This is a genomic window from Akkermansia sp. NBRC 115031, assembly GCF_030268505.1.
Classification (GTDB): domain Bacteria; phylum Verrucomicrobiota; class Verrucomicrobiia; order Verrucomicrobiales; family Akkermansiaceae; genus Akkermansia; species Akkermansia massiliensis.
The window spans coordinates 143,530-159,070 of sequence record NZ_BSQU01000004.1 but is presented as its reverse complement, the minus strand read 5'-3'; the positions used below and the strand labels follow the sequence as shown (position 1 = coordinate 159,070).

Genomic DNA, 15,541 nt, shown 5'->3' with positions numbered 1-15,541 from the left:
AATCAGGAGTTAACGGGGCATTCAGCCTTCATGGCTTCCACGCATTCCCGGATGAGGTCCGGCCCGCGGTAAATGAACCCTGTGTAGAGTTGCACCAGGCTGGCCCCGGCCTTGATTTTCGCGACGGCGTCCGCGCCGCTCATGATGCCGCCTACGCCAATGATCGGGATGCGCCCCTTCAATTCGGAGGCGAACGCTCCAATGACTTCCGTAGACCGCGCCGTCAACGGCGCGCCGGACAGGCCGCCGGCTTCTTCACGGCGCGGGCTGGCTTCCACCCCGGCTCGGGAAAGCGTGGTGTTCGTGGCAATGAGGCCGTCCAGACCTTCATCCAGGAAAACGCGGCTGAGTTCCGCAATTTGCTCATCCGTCACATCCGGCGCCACCTTCATGAAAATGGGCACATTGCGTCCGGTTTCCACAGCCAGGTTGGACTGCTCCGATTTCAGGGATGCCAGCAGGCGCGCGGCGGGTTCGGCCGCCTGAAGGTCGCGCAGTCCGGGCGTGTTGGGAGAAGAGAAGTTGATGGCAATGTAATCCGCCACGGGCCATGCCGCACGCAGGCAGGTCAGGTAGTCCTGGGCCGCATCTTCATTGGGCGTCACCTTGTTTTTTCCGATGTTAACTCCCAGGACGCCATGAAAACGGGTGGCGGAGCGGATGTTCTCCACTCCGGCGGCAATGCCTTCATTGTTGAATCCCATCCGGTTGATAATGGCCTGCTGGGGAATCAGGCGGAACAGGCGGGGTTTGTCATTGCCCGGCTGCGGCCGCGGCGTCAGCGTGCCTACTTCCACAAAGCCGAACCCGGCCTGGCCGAAGGCGTTCACCGTATCCGCCTCCTTGTCCATTCCGGCGGCGAGACCCACACGGTTGGGGAATTTCATCCCCAGGATTTCCACGGGGTCGGAAGGAACCTCCCCCATCAGAAGGGGCAGTACGCGCATCTTTTCTGCCAGGCGCAGCCCCCACAAGGTCACTTTGTGGGCGGTTTCCGGATTCATCTGGAACAGTACACTTTTAGCGGCGGAATATAAGGCGGGTGACACGATGCGGGGAGTGTATCACACCCTCCTTTAGGGTCAAGAATGGGAAGCGTCTTGCCGGGATGATTTTATCCGGTACAATTCCCTGCCATGAACAGGAAGGAACGCCTCTCATCCTGCCGGCTATACGGCATCGCGGATATGGGATATACCGCTGAACATCAATTAATCTCCGTTACGGAAAAATTGCTGGCGGGCGGTCTGGGCATCCTCCAGCTCAGGGCGAAAAACCATGATCCGGAACATATCGCGCGCATGGGTAGCCGGCTTGCCCCGCTGTGCCGCGAATACGGCTGTCTTTTCATCATCAACGACTATCCTGAAATTGCCCTGGGCACAGGGGCGGACGGCGTCCATCTGGGCCAGGACGACGGGGAACTGGCTCCCGTGCGGGCCATGCTGGGGGCGAACGCCATCATCGGGCGTTCCACGCACAGCCCGGAACAGGCTCTGGGCGCGTTCCGGGAGCGGGCGGACTACATCGGATTCGGCCCCTTGTTTCCCACGGGCACCAAGCCGGGAAGGCCGGCGATCGGCCTGGAAGACATTGCAGGCGTGCGGCGGCAATTGCCGGAAGAGTTTCCCGTCTTCTGCATCGGAGGCATTAATGGAAACACGCTGCCCTCCGTTCTGGAGGCGGGAGCAAGCAGGGTCGTCATCGTTTCCTGGCTGCTTACACACCCGGATATAACGGAAACGGTCGCGGCGCTTAGAAAAAGACTGGGAGAAGCGTGAGGAAAGACGCGCCTTCCCGGGTATTGCATTCCACTTCCGCGGTTACCCCTGTCTTTCCTCTACCTCCGGAGAAAGAGCCGGACGGGAAATCAGCAGGACCGCCGTATCTACAATCATTTGCAGGATGCGGTCCTGATCCTTCATCCACGGCTCCTTGTCATGAAGTTCCAGCCGTGTGACGTATTTCCCCAGCGTGGCATGGAAAATGGAACTCATGATATGTATGTGCCAGGATATGGAAAGCTCATCGTCCCATGGGCAGAATCGGCGAACCCTCAACGTCATCTCCCGGATGAGCGGAGCATAGAATTCATCGTAAATCTTCCTTCCCAGGTATTCCGGTTCCTGGGGCAGCCGCCACAGCAGGCGCGCGTGATCCGGACCGCCCAGATTTTTATCCAGCAGCAAACGGAAAGCGGGCTCAATGAAGGCACGGGCATACGCCCTGAGGGACGGATGAAGGTCCGCTTCTTTCAGCATTTTCATGCGCTCCTCCATCAGGGGTTCCGCATATTGCCTGAAAACGGCCAGGTACAGTCCTTCCTTGTTTTCAAAGTAGTAAACAATGGAGGCCAGATTCACCCCTGCTTCAGAGGCAATCGCCCTCATGGTCACTCCGTCAAATCCCCTGAGGGCAAAAAGTTTCTGCGCGGCACGGAGAATTTTACCGCTGGTTTCCGCAGAGCGGTCCGACTGGGATTTGCGGATGGAAGCCATCGTTTCAAAAGATCAAACGGTGCTGCCGCTTAGCGGGAGGAACGGCTTGAACCAGCGGCTTTCACCAACTGTTCCATGTCCTGGGAAGACTGGATGGGCTTGCCGTCCTTATCCACCAGAATCATCGTAGGGATGCCGCGCGGAGCCACCTTCTTGGCAAGCTCCGTCAAATCCTGCCTCAGCAGGATGGGCCAGGGCATGTTGTTGGCGGCGGCCCATTTCTGGGCGGCTTCCAGGTTCTGGTCCAGATTGCACATGATCACTTCCACATCCGGGTTGTCCTTCACCGCCTTGTTGTAGGCCTCCACGCTGTGGGGCGCATTCCGGCAGCACGGGCCGCACCAGCTTGCGCTGAAATACAGGATGAAATGCCCGGGATTCAGCTTCCCGTCCTTCTTTTCAAGCTTGCCGTTTTCCAGCATGTAGGTTTTCCCCTTCATTTCCTCCGCCACGGGGCCGGACGGCACGGAGGACCATTCCGCAACAGGCTTGCCTATCACTTCCTTGTGTTCCTCCAGCCACGCGCGGTCTTCCTCGGAAAGCTTTTCCAACGGCATGGTGATGGGCTTTTTGGCCGTAGTTACCAGCTTGACGGTCTTCATGTTCAAGGCAATAGGACGTGCCTCCACCGTACTGCCCGTGCTTTTATTCGTCCAAATGCGGAGGGACGGATCCTCCGACGCTCCGGGAGCGTCCGCAAAACAGAAGGAGGAACCCGCTACGAATGCGGACACCAGCAGAATACGCCAGGGGGAAAATTTCATGCGCATAACGCTGATATACTACTTCTTACCTTCCATGTCGAGAAGCTGATTCCAAAATCTGCCTTGCCTGCGCGTGCCCAGGATCGCGGCGCAGGGCTTCCGCGGCGGCGGCGGCGGCGTCACGGTACCGTCCGTTGCGGTAAAGCATCACCGCCAGCGTGAACGGAATATCCGCATTCTCCTTGTCCAGGGAGGAACAGTTTTCCAGGTCCTGAAGAGCCTGTTCCAGCCGTCCCACCTTTTCATTCAGCAGGGCGCGGTTGAACAGGGCACGGATGAAGGAGGGTTCTATTTTCAGAGCTTCATTAAAGGATTCCAGCGCGCCCGGCTCATCGTTGTTTTCAATCTGGCCCAGGCCCAGCAGATACCACAGATTGGCATCCTTCGGAGCCAGCCGCACGGCATCCCTCATCTGGTCCACCGCCTCCCCGCTGCGGCCCTGGGAGGCCAGGAAAACGGCATAATCCCGGTGCACCACGGAAGAGGTGGCATCCCATTTCAAAGCCTTGGCAAACCACTGTTCTGCCGCCTTCGCATCCTTGCGGCTGATGGCTATCTGGGCCAGCTTCATCGCCCCGGACGGCTGGTCCGCCTGGTGCAGAGCGGCGGCGGTCAGCTCCTTCATGCCGGGGCTGTCCGGCGGCAGGGAATCCCGGAGGGCCCACTCCGCCTGCAGGCGCACTACCTTGAAGGGATCATTGAGCAGTTTGCCCGCGGCGGGATTGCCCGCACGGCCCATCACCTTGGCGGCGGCGGCGCGCGTCAGGGAGTCCGGATCCTTGACCGCCGCTGCAGCCAGCTCCTGAACGGCAGGTTCATGCGCCCAGGCATCCATCAGATCCAGCAGCGTCGCGCGCCATGCGCCCACTTCCTCCCGCTTGAAGCATTCCATCAGGAGGGGCAGAACATCCTCCCGCCCTTCATAGGCACGCTGCACGGCCCGGGTGCGGTCCCTGTACTGCGCCATCTTGGGCTTGGCCCCGTAATATTTTTCCACCGCTTGCGCGGCCCATTCATTACTCTTTTCCCGGTGGCACATGGTACAGGCATTCGGAATGCCCAGCTCCACGCTCAGGAGGGGATCGGGAGAATTGAAGGAATGGTCCCTGCGCGGATCGCGGGCCATGTACAGGCTTTCCGGCATGTGGCATTCCACACAGCGGGCGCCCATGCTGGACTGCGGGCACGGCGTATGCCTGGCCATGTCAATGACGGGGGCTTTTACGCCGTTTACCGCCTCCCCGGTGCCGTGGCACCGCAGGCAGAGCGTGTTATCCTCCTGCGGAAGCTTCAGCGTTCCCGTATGCGGGTCATGGCAATCCAGGCAGGTGACGCCCGCCTTGCCCATGCGGCTCAGGCGCAGCCCAGTTTCGCAATAATCCTCATCCCTCTGCATGCCGTTGGGCCAGAAAACGCCGGGCTGTACGGGAAGCACGAGCTGAAAATGGTTGTCAAAACGGTCGCCAACGGCAAAATCGTGATCGAATTCATCCCGCCGGGCGTGGCAGGAAGCGCAGTTGTCGTGAATCTGCGGCGGCGTCAGCTTGTCCCTGGTGGAAATCATGCATCCCGTCCCCTCCTCCGGCTTGTCCAGCAAGGGGCCGTGGCACTGGATGCAAGTCACGCCGGGTTCCGTCCAGGTGGAGGCATAGCGGTCCTTGACCGGATCATAATTTTTATGGAACAGGGACATGTGGCACCACGCGCACTGCGTGTTCCAGTTCATGCCGCGGCCCGTCCAGTGCCCCCAGTCCCCTGGTTGCCGGGCATCCTTGCCAAAGATATCAAACCATTCCTTGCGGTTCACGTCCCACGCGGCGCTCAGGGTATGATAACCACCGTCCTTGGCGGGAACCAGGTACTGCACCAGGGGGATTCTCCCCGTGGCCCAGTCCGCGCGCCAGGAGGTTGAGGACTGGCCGTCATGCACCATGCGCCCCTCTGCATTTGTGGAGAATTGAAGAATGCTGCCGTGGGCGTTCAGCTTCATGTTATGGAACGCCTCAGATTCCCACTGGTCCCCCAGCTTGCGGAACGCCCAGGCGTGATCCGATCCGGCCCACTGCCGGAATTCCTTTTCATGGCAAGCCCCGCACTGCATGGAGATGGGAACTTCATTCTGGTCCCAGTGCTCGCTGCCGCCTGAGAAAACGGCGGGCTGGGCCTCCGCGCCGGAACGCCGGTCCATCCATGCCTTCATCATCGTGCCTACCCCGATCAGCGCCCCAAGAACAACAAGGAGAACAACCCACTTTTTCATGGAGGGGCGTTTCATGGAAGCATCGGCGGACTCAGGTTGGGACATGACGGAAAATATTCTGCCATATCATACGCGCTCCACCAAGGAACTTTTGCACAAAGCAACGCGGTTCCGGCGCATTCCCGCCTGAGTCCCGCGGATTATTCCTCTTCTTCCAGAGCTTCCTCCCGCATCAGTGGAGTAATCCGGGTTACGGTGCAGCGTTCCACACCGCCGTTCTCCGTCCGGGTCACCTTGAATTCCAGGCCGCGGTAGCCCACAGTGTCCCCTTCCTCCGCCGGAGCTTCCAGCAGATTGAGAATCAGGCCGCCCACAGTATCGATTTCTTCACTCTGCAAGTCCATGTCCATGGCTTCCCCCAGCTCCTCAATACGGGCGAGTCCGGACACGTCGCAGGAGAAGCCCACCGCGTCCCGCGGCAGGTCTGTCAATACTCTGATGCGGCCGCGGTCCCAGCCCATCACCTCGGAAAACACGTCCGTCAGGGTCAGCAGGCCGGAGGTTCCCCCATGCTCGTCCAGAATGATGGCAAGGCGCACATTGTCCTTCCTCATGATCTCCACCACGTTGTCAAACTTCACCGTCTTGGGCACCTTGGGAATGGCGTGGATGTATTCGGACGTCAGGGCCTTCCCGCGCAGCATGATGCGGAACAGGTCACGGGCATGCACCATGCCCACCACGTGGTCCAGGTCCCCGCGGTAGACAGGGTAGCGGGTACGGCGGGTGCGGCGCACGATTTCCCTTATCTGCTCATGCCCAGCTCTTTCCGGAATGGCGTCTATCCTGACGCGCGGAGTCATGACCTGGTGAACATACAGGTCTTCCAGGTCAAACAGGCCGTCCATGATGCGGCCGGATTCCTGCGGCAGGGCGCCGTTTTCATGGCTTTCCTCAATGATGTACTGAAGTTCTTCCGCAGAATGGTAATGGGATTTGGATTCATTCCTGTCCACGCCCAGCAGCCTCAGGAAGAAGTTGCCCAGGGTGTTCATGCCCACCACCAGCGGATACAGGCAGAGCTGAATCACGTACATGGGCATCGTAATGATGAGGCAGAGCTTCGTGGCGTACTGGAGGGAAAGAGCCTTGGGCACCATTTCCCCGAGCACGATGTGCAGGTACGTCAGCACCGCTACGGACAGAACGCTGGCTGCGCCATGCGCCACCAGCCAGGAGGCCCAGCCGTACTGGGCCAGCCATTCGTGGAGCCATCTGGCCACGGCATGCTCCCCGTACATGCCCAGCCCCAGGCTGGCGAATGTGATGCCGAGCTGGGCCGTGGCAATGTAGCGGTCCTGCAAACGGGGCGTTTTCAATATCTGGGAAACACGGCGCGCCACCATGTTGCCGGACGCCCCCATTTGCTCAAGAGCCGCGCGGGGCGCGCCAAGCAGCGCAAATTCCGCGGCCACAAACAGGCCGTTCAGTACAATCAGCAGCAGAATAATAAAAATCGTCATCATGATTCCACCCCGCTTTCCATGGCAGGTTCATCCTCCTTTTTCTCCGGAGGCAACAGAAGGATGGAGGAAACGCGGTTGTGGTCCATCTTTTCCACCACCAGCACGCGCCCCGCAATAATCAGGCGGTCCCCCTCCTTCGGAATGCAGGACATGTGCTTGATCACGCAGCCGCCCACTGTGGTGGCGCCGTTCATCAGGAAGGGCACCAGGCATTCCGCCTTATGGGCGCGCATCATGCCGGGAATACGCACGGAACCGTCCGGCAGGTATTCCACCTTTTCCCCGGAGCGGATGAATTCCTCATCAATATCCCCCACCATTTCACCCAGCAGCCGTTCCAGCGTCACCAGCCCCACGAACTTGCCGTACTCATCCAGCACAAAGGCTTCCTTGGCCTTGTCCTCCCGCAGACGAGACATCAGCATCTCCACCGTCTGCATCTCCATCACGCACGGCACCTGCCGCAGCATGGAGCGCAGGGGGGGCAGAACACCCTTTTCCGCATACGCGGCCACCATGTCCTTGATGTGCAGCATGCCGATGACGGCCTCCCGGTTTCCTTCATACACCGGAATATGGGTATGGGGCCTGTCCGCAATCATGTTCAGAATATCCTCCTGGGTAGCGTCCACATCCAGGCAGACGAGCTGGAAACGGGGAATCATGATCTGCTCCACCGTACGTTCCGCCAGGGAAAGCGCGCTGTGCAGCCGTTCGTGTTCATCCTCCTCCAGCATGCCGCCCTGGTGGCTTTCATCCAGCAGCATGTTGATCTCCTGCTGGGAGTGGATGTGCTGGTGGCCTCCGGGGGGCAGACGGAACAGTTTAAGCAGCAGAAGACCGCTTCCGTTCAGGAAGTCAATGAACCATGCGAAGAAGGTCAGCGTCCAGCGCATGGGGTAATACGTGTACAGGGCCGCCTGCTTAGGAAACTGCAGCGCCAGGGACTTGGGCATCAGTTCCCCCAGAATCACCTGCAGGACCGTCAGGACGACCAGCACTACAATGGCGGCTACGGAATTGGCCATCACGGAATCCATGCCGCCAAACCGTTCAAACAGGGGGAGCAGGTAGGCGGACAGTTCCACCTGGCCGTACGCACCCAGAATCAGGCTGGAAATGGTAATGCCGAACTGGCAGGCCGCAATGTAGCGGTCCAGTTCCTTCGTGTTTTCCAAAATCCTCAGCAAATGGGCAGCCACCTTGCTGCCGCCTTCCGCCATCTCCCGGATCATGTTGCGGCGCACGCTCACCGCTGCGAATTCTGCGGCAACGTAAAAGGCGTTGACCAGAATCAGGAAAAGAATAACGAAGATGATAAAAAGAATCATGTATGGCGGGGGTGTCCGTAAAACGCAACGGGCATCCGCATCATAGGAACCAAAAAAATCCTGTCAAGAACGGGAAACAAAAAAATCTGCCATGCGGACCGCGCACTTCATTCCTCCAGCATTGCTTCCCGCCCTTCTTCCATGATAGGCTGGGGAATGCCTTCTATCCGCTTTTTGCTGCTTCCACTGCTTCTTTTCAACCTTTGCGTGGCCTCCATGCCGGAAACGCAGCCGCCTTTCAGCGGCCAGTCCATGGAACGTCTGGCTTCCCTGCTGGACATCCCCTCCACTTCCGGAGCGGAAGCCCCCCTCCAGCAATTCTGGCTCAAGCACGTGGCGCCCCTGGCGGACAGTTCCGGCACGGACGCGCATCAAAATGCCTGGGCTACGTTCCGCAGCCCGGACCCGGACGCACCGGAATTGCTGATAGACGCCCATGCCGACGAAGTGGGCGTTGTCATTGCAGGCATCACTCCGTCCGGCTTTCTGAAAGTAAGGCCCGTCGGCTTTCCGGACTTCCAGTCCATGCTTTCCTGCCCTTACCGTTTTGACGGGGAACACGGCCCCGTCACCGCCTTTGCCGGGGCGGTTCCCGGCTGGTGGCTGAACCGCGAGCCCCTTCCGGCAGGAGGGGAATACATCCTGTTTGACGCAGGGGCATCCAGCGCGGAGGAAGCACGGGAAATGGGCTTGAGCGTCGGCCGGCGCGGCGTTCCCTCCACCAAGCCGGAATTGCTGCACGGCACGCGCCTGATGGCCCACGGCCTGGACTGCCGCCTCAATTCCTTCATGCTGATGGAGCTGGCCTCCTTCCTGTCCCGGCACAAAAAAGACCTGAAATACCACGTCACGCTCCTTTCCTCCTCCCAGGAAGAAACAGGGCTGGCAGGAGCCACGGCGTATTGCGGCAGGAACCGTCCCAAACTAGCTATTGTTATTGACTGCACGCTGGATACCGTCCAGCTGGACGACCTGCCGCCCCGTGAAGAAAACGAGCGATTGAGCCGCCAGGCCATGGGGGAAGGCCCCGTCATTTTTACTCATGACAAAATTTTTTACCAGCCTATCACTGCCCAACTGCTCCAACTGGCGGAAGAACACGGGATTCCGTTCCAGAAGGACGCCGCTTTCCCGCCCGGCATGGCCAATTTCGTCCCCGTCAAGCTTTACGGCGGCCACGCCGCTTTTCTGGGCCCCCCCATCCGCTACATGCATTCTCCCCGGGAGCTGGCGGACCTGAAGGACGTGAAAGCCACGCTGGATCTGCTGGGCCGCTTTCTGTGCACGCCTCCTTCTGCTGAAGTGAAAACGGCGTCCGTGCAGAAAAAGGAACATCCCTGACGTCCCGCAGGAATGCCGTACGGCAAAAAAATCTTCTTACGGAAGGAACGGCAATAACGCAGGCGCGAATCCAGCCCGCGGTCCAGAAACATACCGCTGCAAAAACAAAACCGCCTTCCGGTTTCTTCCGCAGCCTGTTCTCCTTGGCTGCCTGATTTTTCCCGGCTCCTCCCTGAAACAGCAAAAAAACATCCGGAAGATCACGCGAACAGCCCTTCCCTTCTTACAGTCAACCCCCCCCCCTTAAACAATCAAACAGCCCCGCTCCCGGAACAAACCGGAAACGGGGCTGGAAGTTTAAAGGCTCAATGGAAAAACCGTTATTCCGTGATGCCGGCGGCTTCCGCTTCGGCTGCCTTGGCGTCGCGCAGAGCGGCGCGCACGGACATCTTCACACGGCCCTTGTCGTCGATGCCGATGCACTTGGCAGTCACCACGTCTCCCACGCTAACGACGTCTTCCGTCTTGGCGGTGCGGCCTTCGGCCAGCTCGGAGATGTGAATCAGGCCGTCCTTGCCGGGAAGCACTTCCATGAACGCGCCGAAGGTGGTCGTGGAAACAATCTTGCCGGTGTACAGTTCACCGATTTCAATGGTCTTGAACATGCGGGTGACCAGTTCCAGCGCACGGTCCAGGCCTTCCTGCTTGGAGGCGTAGATGTGCACGGTGCCGTCTTCCTCAATGTTGATGTCGGCGCCGGATTCAGCCTGGATGGCCTTGATGTTCTTGCCGCCGGGGCCAATCAGCTCGCCAATGCGGTCGGCGGGAATCTTGGTGGTCTCAATGCGGGGAGCATTCGGGCTCATCTGGGCCGGAGCCGCAATGGCGTCATTCATGACTTTCAGCACGTCCGTGCGTCCGGCCTTCGCCACGTGGATGGCTTCTTCCAGAATGGAGAGGGGGATGCCGGGCAGCTTGAGGTCCAGCTGGTAGCCCGTCACGCCTTCAGACGTGCCGCAAAGCTTGAAGTCCATGTCACCGTAGAAGTCTTCGGAACCGATGATGTCCAGAAGGGTCTTGTACGTGGTGATTTCATGCTGGTCATTCTGTTCCGTCACCAGGCCCACGGAAATGCCCGCCACGGGGCGCTTGAGGGGCACGCCGGCCGCCAGCAGGGACATCGTGCCCGCGCAGACGGAAGCCATGGAGGTGGAACCGTTGGATTCCATGATTTCAGAAGAAATGCGGATGGCGTACGGGAATTCCTGTTCACTCGGGACAACCGGAGCGATGGAACGTTCCGCCAGGGCGCCATGGCCGATTTCACGACGGTTCTGACCGCCGAAACGACCGGTATCGCCCACGGAGAAGGGCGGGAAGTTGTAGTGCAGGATGAAGCGCTTTTCATTCACGCTGCCCGTGTAGTTGTCCATGTACTGGCGTTCTTCCATCGGAGCGAGCGTCGCCAGGCAGAGGGACATGGTTTCACCGCGGGCAAACATCGCGGAGCCGTGCACCACGGAGGGCAGCACGTTGATTTCCGCGGTCAGGGGGCGCAGTTCCTTGAGGGCGCGGCCGTCGGCGCGCTTGTCCTTGTCCATGATGGAGATGCGGAAGGCCTTCTTCTGAATGTATTCAAAGACCTGTTCCACGTCAAAATCGGTAGCTTCCGGATGGCGTTCCTTGATGGCGGCTTCCACTTCGTCGCGCAGGGCTCCCACCTTCTTCTGGCGTTCCACCTTGGAGGCGGCATAGATGGCGTCTTCAATGCGGTCACCGGCGATTTCATAGCCGATTTCCAGCAGTTCCGGCTTGGCAAGGCAGAGTTCGTAGGAACGCTTTTCCTTGCCGCAGACGGCGCGGAGCTCTTCCTGCTTTTCGCAAAGAACCTTCACGTTTTCCTGAGCCAGGCGCAGGGCGGCGATGAAGTCTTCTTCCGGCAGTTCGTTGGCGGAACCTTCAATCATGATCACCTGGTCCTTCGTCCCGGCAAACACCAGGTCAAGCTGGCTGTTTTCACGCTGGGAATTGGTCGGGTTGATGATGAACTGGCCGTCAACGCGGCCCACGCGGACGGCGCCCACGGGTTCGGCAAAGGGGAGGTCGGAAACGACGCAGGCGGCGGAAGCGCCGTTGATGCTCAGAATGTCCGGTTCATTTTCACCGTCGGCGGAAAGCAGAAGGGTGATCACCTGCGTATCATAGAAGTAGCCCTTGGGGAACATCGGGCGCAGGGGGCGGTCCGTCATGCGGCACGTCAGGATTTCCTTTTCCGTGGGGCGGCCTTCACGCTTGAAGTAACCGCCGGGGAACATGCCCGCGGCAGCGGCCTTTTCCTTGTATTCCACGGACAGGGGGAAGAAGGTCTGGCCTTCCTTGACTTTGGTGGCGCTCACCACGGTCACGAGAACGACGGTATCGCCGCTGCGGACGACAACCGCGCCGTCTGCCAGACGGGCCATTTTTCCGGTTTCAATCGTGATGGGATTCGTACCAACGTTGCATTCAACTGAATGTATGCTCATTATATTTCTTGTCTTTCAGTCACCCGCAGCCTCATCAGCCCATTCAGACCGGCTCCGGGCGGGAAGCCTGAATGGCGTCAGGTACGGGCAGTGCCTCAGGAAGAGTGTTATCCGCAGCAGCCTTTTCCCAAAAATAAAGGGGAACACTGTCCGCGCGGCAGGGCGCACATCCCAGATGGATCAAACGCTCCGGCCCAGTCTTACCGGCTTGACAGCCTGTGAAAATCCGAAAATTTCTCAAGGCATGCCCGACAGAAACGCACCGGGAAACGAGTCCCCGAACGTCGGATGCCAGCATAAGCCCTGTCAAGGAGAATGCAAGCAAATAGTTTGATAGCCCCGCTGTTCCGTGCTTTTCCCCGCCACCTGCCGGGAATGGACATCCCCTCCCTTCCCTGCCGGAAAACTTCCTCCGGAGCAGATGGGGGCATCCCCGGCGGCAAGAACCGTTCCTCATGAGGAACCGGGGCGCCGCTGCCATCCGCCGCCGAGAGCCTTGCAGAATTTGACGACGGCATTCAGCCGCATCTGCGCGGCATCCGCCATGTCCAGCTCCCCGCTCAGCAGGCTCCTGTGCGTATCCAGGGCATCCATCAGCCCCACATACCCGGCCTCATACTGCCTGGACGCAATGTCCCAGCTGCGGCGCAGGCAGTTCACTTCATCAAGCGTGGCCTCGTAAACCTCCGCGCTTTTGCGGCGTTCCACCAGGGCATCCCTGATTTCCCGGAAAGCGTTCAGGACAGCCTGCTCATACGCGGCCTGGACGGCGGCGCATTTGGCGTCCACGGCGCGCACGACGGCTCGCTTCCTCCCCCCGTCAAACAGGGTCTGGAGAATGCCCGCTCCCAATTCATAATTTCTGGAAGACTGGTTCAGCAGTTCGTTCAACTGGGTGCTGACCTGCCCCAGCTGCCCCGTCAGCACCAGGGACGGGAACCTGTCCTTCCGCGCCGCCTCCCTTCCGTAAAAGGCGGCTTTCAGCCGGGATTCCAGCTCCCAGATATCCGGACGGCGTTCGATCATGTCACCAGGGAGCCGCGCCGGAATGACCGGAGGAGAAGCCAGCAGGGCGGCATTACCCCCGCCGGGCCTTCCGCCCTTCATCACCTGCCTGGGACTGTCCCCCACCAGCACGGACAGCACGCTTTCAGCACGGGACAGTTCGTTTTCCGACAGCCTGAGCTGGGCCAGCGTTTTGGAGCGCTCCGCCTGGACGCGGCGCAGGGCAAGCTCCGGGTACTGCCCCTGCACAAACCTTTTTTCATACATGGCGCAGGTCTGTTCATAAGAGGCATGGACGCGGCGGATGATAAGGCATTTTTCCTCCCACGTGCGCACATTGATGTAGGCGGAGGCCACTTCCGCCGTCAGCCGCAGATAAACCGCATCCCGAGCGGCGGCGGAAGCCAGCAGTTCCGCCCGGGCGACCTCCGTGCGCGCCCGCAACTTCCCCCACAGGTCCACTTCATAGGAGAGCACGCCGGACATGGACCACAAATCCCTCGCCCGGTCCGGCAGGTTGTTCATATAGCGTTCACCTTCGGACAGTTCCTCGCTGCTGGCTCCAGCTTCCAGTTCCGCCCGGGGCAGCATGGCGGATCCCGCCTGCGCCGCCAGGGCGGAGGCCTGGTCCACCAAGGCGGCCGCGCGGACAAGATCGCGGTTATGAGCCACGGCCTTTTCTTCCAGGCGGTCCAGCGCACGGTCATTGAAGATGCGCCACCACCCGGTCCCCACGGGAGAAGTCCGGGCCGTTCCCTCCGGCATTTCCATGACGGGCCTTTCAAATACGGCGGGACTGCCGCAGGAAGCCAGCAGTGCGGCCATGAGAAGAAGCATCAGACGTTTCATGAAGCGGCCTTCCTTTCCTGGCCGGATTTCAGGCAGAACAGGGCAAACAGCACACCTGCCGCCCCCACGATCACGGTGCAAAGATAAAAGGTATCCACGGAGAACACCTGGCTCTGGAGCGCCACGGCCTTTTGCAGCACCGCATCCACGGATGCATGGATTTCCCGCGCCGTGCCGCCGGTTTCCGCAAAGTGCCTCTGCCACATGTCAAGCGTATGCGCCGTTCCCGGGGAATCGTCCCTTACCTGTTCCGCCATGCTGAAGCGGAACCCCGTTTTCATATGGGCCAATACCGTGCTCACACTGCTGACGTACAGGGAAATAAAGATGTAGCGCACGGTGTTCAGCGTCCGGGAGGAAGCGGCGGCGGAACGCCCCTCCACCCCTCTCAGGGCAAGCGGCGTAGCCGTATTCAAACAGAAAGCATAACCGATTCCGAACAGCCCCAGGGGCCACGCCACGTCCAGCCAGGAGCAGCCCGCGTCCAGCCGGGACAGGAAGAAGGCGGAGGCGCCCAGCGCCAGCAGCCCCGCCATCATGCCCACCCGCAGGGCCAGCCTGCCCTTCTGCATCAGGGGGAGCACCAGCGCCGCGCCGCCGCAAAATCCGGCCACCAGAACCATGAACACATAGGCAATGCCCACCGGTTCATAGTTCATGACATTGCGCATGAACTGCACCGTCCCCACCCGCACCCAGCAAATGCAGAAGATGTTGCACAGGGACGCCAGCAGGCCGCACAGGAACCGCCAGTTGCCCAGCACGCGGACATCCAGCAGGGGGGTGCGGTGGGTCATGCAGGAAATGAAGGCCAAGGCAAAGGAACAAAATCCGCCGTACATCCAGGCCAGCACGCCGGGCGCCGTCCAGCCGTCCGTCTCCCCGTAAATAAGCACCATCAGCATGCACACGCATCCCATCCCCACCGCCAGGAAGGAAAACCAATCGAATTTCCCTCCCTTGGGAATCTTCTGGTCGGGAACGTACAGCGTCGTCAGCACGGCCAGGACGGCCGCGGCCGCACCCACGATGACGAACAGCCCCCGCCAGTGCCAGTACTGCACCAGCAGGCACCCCACTACCGGGCTGGCGCAGGAAGCCAGGCCAATGGAACAAAGTTTCACGCCCATCGCCACGCCGCGGCGCTCCGGCGGCAGGGCGGCATTCACCAGCCCCGTTCCGTACACCAGCGCCAGGCCGCCTCCGGCCCCCTGAAGGAAGCGGGCCGCAATCATGAGGAAGAAATGGTCCGCCGCCAGTCCCAGCAAGGTTCCGGCCAGCATGATCAGCAGGGCCGTGCGCAGGGACCTTCTCAGCCCGATGCGCGCCCACAGATACGCCGCCACGGTAAAGGAAAGGGCAGTTCCCAGCGGACACGCCGCACCCGACCAGGAAACATCCAGGGTGCCAACCACAAATGTGCCTGACAAATCCGGTGTGGCCGCCGTGATGCAGCCCATATTCAGAAACGTCAGCATCGTGCACGCGCAGGCCATCCCCGTCAGCAGGCGCCGTTTCCACGCCGGAAACATTGTTTGCATAACCGGACCGCTCATACTTTT

General features: G+C 60.2%; 11 protein-coding genes. 2 read left to right on the top strand and 9 right to left on the bottom strand.

Annotated features, from left to right (window positions below; all coding sequences use genetic code 11):
* Positions 1 to 2: 2 nt before the first annotated feature.
* Positions 3 to 1,049: a quinone-dependent dihydroorotate dehydrogenase gene (locus tag QSJ36_RS07015; RefSeq protein WP_102721907.1), complete on the bottom strand. Its 1,047-nt coding sequence runs from the start codon at positions 1,047 to 1,049 to the stop codon at positions 3 to 5.
* An 87-nt stretch (positions 1,050 to 1,136) separates the two neighbouring features.
* Between QSJ36_RS07015 and thiE the strand changes: the two genes are divergently transcribed.
* Positions 1,137 to 1,781, top strand: coding sequence for a thiamine phosphate synthase (gene thiE, locus QSJ36_RS07010; protein WP_102728467.1), 645 nt, complete (start codon positions 1,137 to 1,139; stop codon positions 1,779 to 1,781).
* Between the two features lie 42 nt (positions 1,782 to 1,823).
* Here thiE and QSJ36_RS07005 read toward each other — a convergent pair whose 3' ends face one another.
* The 5 genes from QSJ36_RS07005 to QSJ36_RS06985 form a co-directional block, all read right to left on the bottom strand.
* Positions 1,824 to 2,498 (bottom strand): TetR/AcrR family transcriptional regulator, encoded by a 675-nt coding sequence (locus QSJ36_RS07005; RefSeq protein WP_022396574.1) that lies wholly within the window; start codon positions 2,496 to 2,498, stop codon positions 1,824 to 1,826.
* A 29-nt stretch (positions 2,499 to 2,527) separates the two neighbouring features.
* Complete coding sequence (locus QSJ36_RS07000) at positions 2,528 to 3,268, bottom strand: thioredoxin-like domain-containing protein (protein WP_022396573.1); 741 nt, start codon at positions 3,266 to 3,268, stop codon at positions 2,528 to 2,530.
* Positions 3,269 to 3,287: 19 nt separating this feature from the next.
* Positions 3,288 to 5,567 carry a tetratricopeptide repeat protein gene (locus QSJ36_RS06995; RefSeq protein WP_285467891.1) on the bottom strand — a complete coding sequence of 760 codons (2,280 nt, stop codon included), beginning with the start codon at positions 5,565 to 5,567 and terminating at the stop codon, positions 3,288 to 3,290.
* A gap of 95 nt (positions 5,568 to 5,662) precedes the next feature.
* Positions 5,663 to 6,988: a hemolysin family protein gene (locus QSJ36_RS06990; RefSeq protein WP_102728465.1), complete on the bottom strand. Its 1,326-nt coding sequence runs from the start codon at positions 6,986 to 6,988 to the stop codon at positions 5,663 to 5,665.
* Positions 6,985 to 8,319 (bottom strand): hemolysin family protein, encoded by a 1,335-nt coding sequence (locus tag QSJ36_RS06985; RefSeq protein WP_022396570.1) that lies wholly within the window; start codon positions 8,317 to 8,319, stop codon positions 6,985 to 6,987. The genes QSJ36_RS06990 and QSJ36_RS06985 overlap by 4 nt, the downstream gene beginning before the upstream one ends.
* Before the next feature lie 156 nt (positions 8,320 to 8,475).
* On the opposite strand from QSJ36_RS06985, the gene QSJ36_RS06980 reads away from it, so the two are divergent.
* Positions 8,476 to 9,660 (top strand): hypothetical protein, encoded by a 1,185-nt coding sequence (locus QSJ36_RS06980; RefSeq protein ID WP_285467888.1) that lies wholly within the window; start codon positions 8,476 to 8,478, stop codon positions 9,658 to 9,660.
* A gap of 320 nt (positions 9,661 to 9,980) precedes the next feature.
* On the opposite strand, the gene QSJ36_RS06975 is transcribed toward QSJ36_RS06980, so the two are convergent.
* The 3 genes from QSJ36_RS06975 to QSJ36_RS06965 form a co-directional block, all read right to left on the bottom strand.
* Complete coding sequence (locus tag QSJ36_RS06975; protein ID WP_022396568.1) at positions 9,981 to 12,125, bottom strand: polyribonucleotide nucleotidyltransferase; 2,145 nt, start codon at positions 12,123 to 12,125, stop codon at positions 9,981 to 9,983.
* Between the two features lie 453 nt (positions 12,126 to 12,578).
* Positions 12,579 to 13,979, bottom strand: a complete 1,401-nt coding sequence (locus tag QSJ36_RS06970; protein ID WP_102728463.1) for an efflux transporter outer membrane subunit — start codon at positions 13,977 to 13,979, stop codon at positions 12,579 to 12,581.
* Positions 13,976 to 15,520 carry an MFS transporter gene (locus tag QSJ36_RS06965; protein ID WP_285467886.1) on the bottom strand — a complete coding sequence of 515 codons (1,545 nt, stop codon included), beginning with the start codon at positions 15,518 to 15,520 and terminating at the stop codon, positions 13,976 to 13,978. The genes QSJ36_RS06970 and QSJ36_RS06965 overlap by 4 nt, the downstream gene beginning before the upstream one ends.
* Positions 15,521 to 15,541 lie beyond the last annotated feature (21 nt).

Coding starts and splice junctions, on each gene's coding strand:
- QSJ36_RS06965 (WP_285467886.1), bottom strand. CDS start 15,520: ATGCAAACAATGTTTCCGGCGTGGAAACGGCGCCTGCTGACGGGGATG.
- QSJ36_RS06975 (WP_022396568.1), bottom strand. CDS start 12,125: ATGAGCATACATTCAGTTGAATGCAACGTTGGTACGAATCCCATCACG.
- QSJ36_RS06985 (WP_022396570.1), bottom strand. CDS start 8,319: ATGATTCTTTTTATCATCTTCGTTATTCTTTTCCTGATTCTGGTCAAC.
- QSJ36_RS06990 (WP_102728465.1), bottom strand. CDS start 6,988: ATGATGACGATTTTTATTATTCTGCTGCTGATTGTACTGAACGGCCTG.
- thiE (WP_102728467.1), top strand. CDS start 1,137: ATGAACAGGAAGGAACGCCTCTCATCCTGCCGGCTATACGGCATCGCG.
- QSJ36_RS06980 (WP_285467888.1), top strand. CDS start 8,476: ATGCCTTCTATCCGCTTTTTGCTGCTTCCACTGCTTCTTTTCAACCTT.
- QSJ36_RS06970 (WP_102728463.1), bottom strand. CDS start 13,979: ATGAAACGTCTGATGCTTCTTCTCATGGCCGCACTGCTGGCTTCCTGC.
- QSJ36_RS07000 (WP_022396573.1), bottom strand. CDS start 3,268: ATGCGCATGAAATTTTCCCCCTGGCGTATTCTGCTGGTGTCCGCATTC.
- QSJ36_RS07005 (WP_022396574.1), bottom strand. CDS start 2,498: ATGGCTTCCATCCGCAAATCCCAGTCGGACCGCTCTGCGGAAACCAGC.
- QSJ36_RS06995 (WP_285467891.1), bottom strand. CDS start 5,567: ATGTCCCAACCTGAGTCCGCCGATGCTTCCATGAAACGCCCCTCCATG.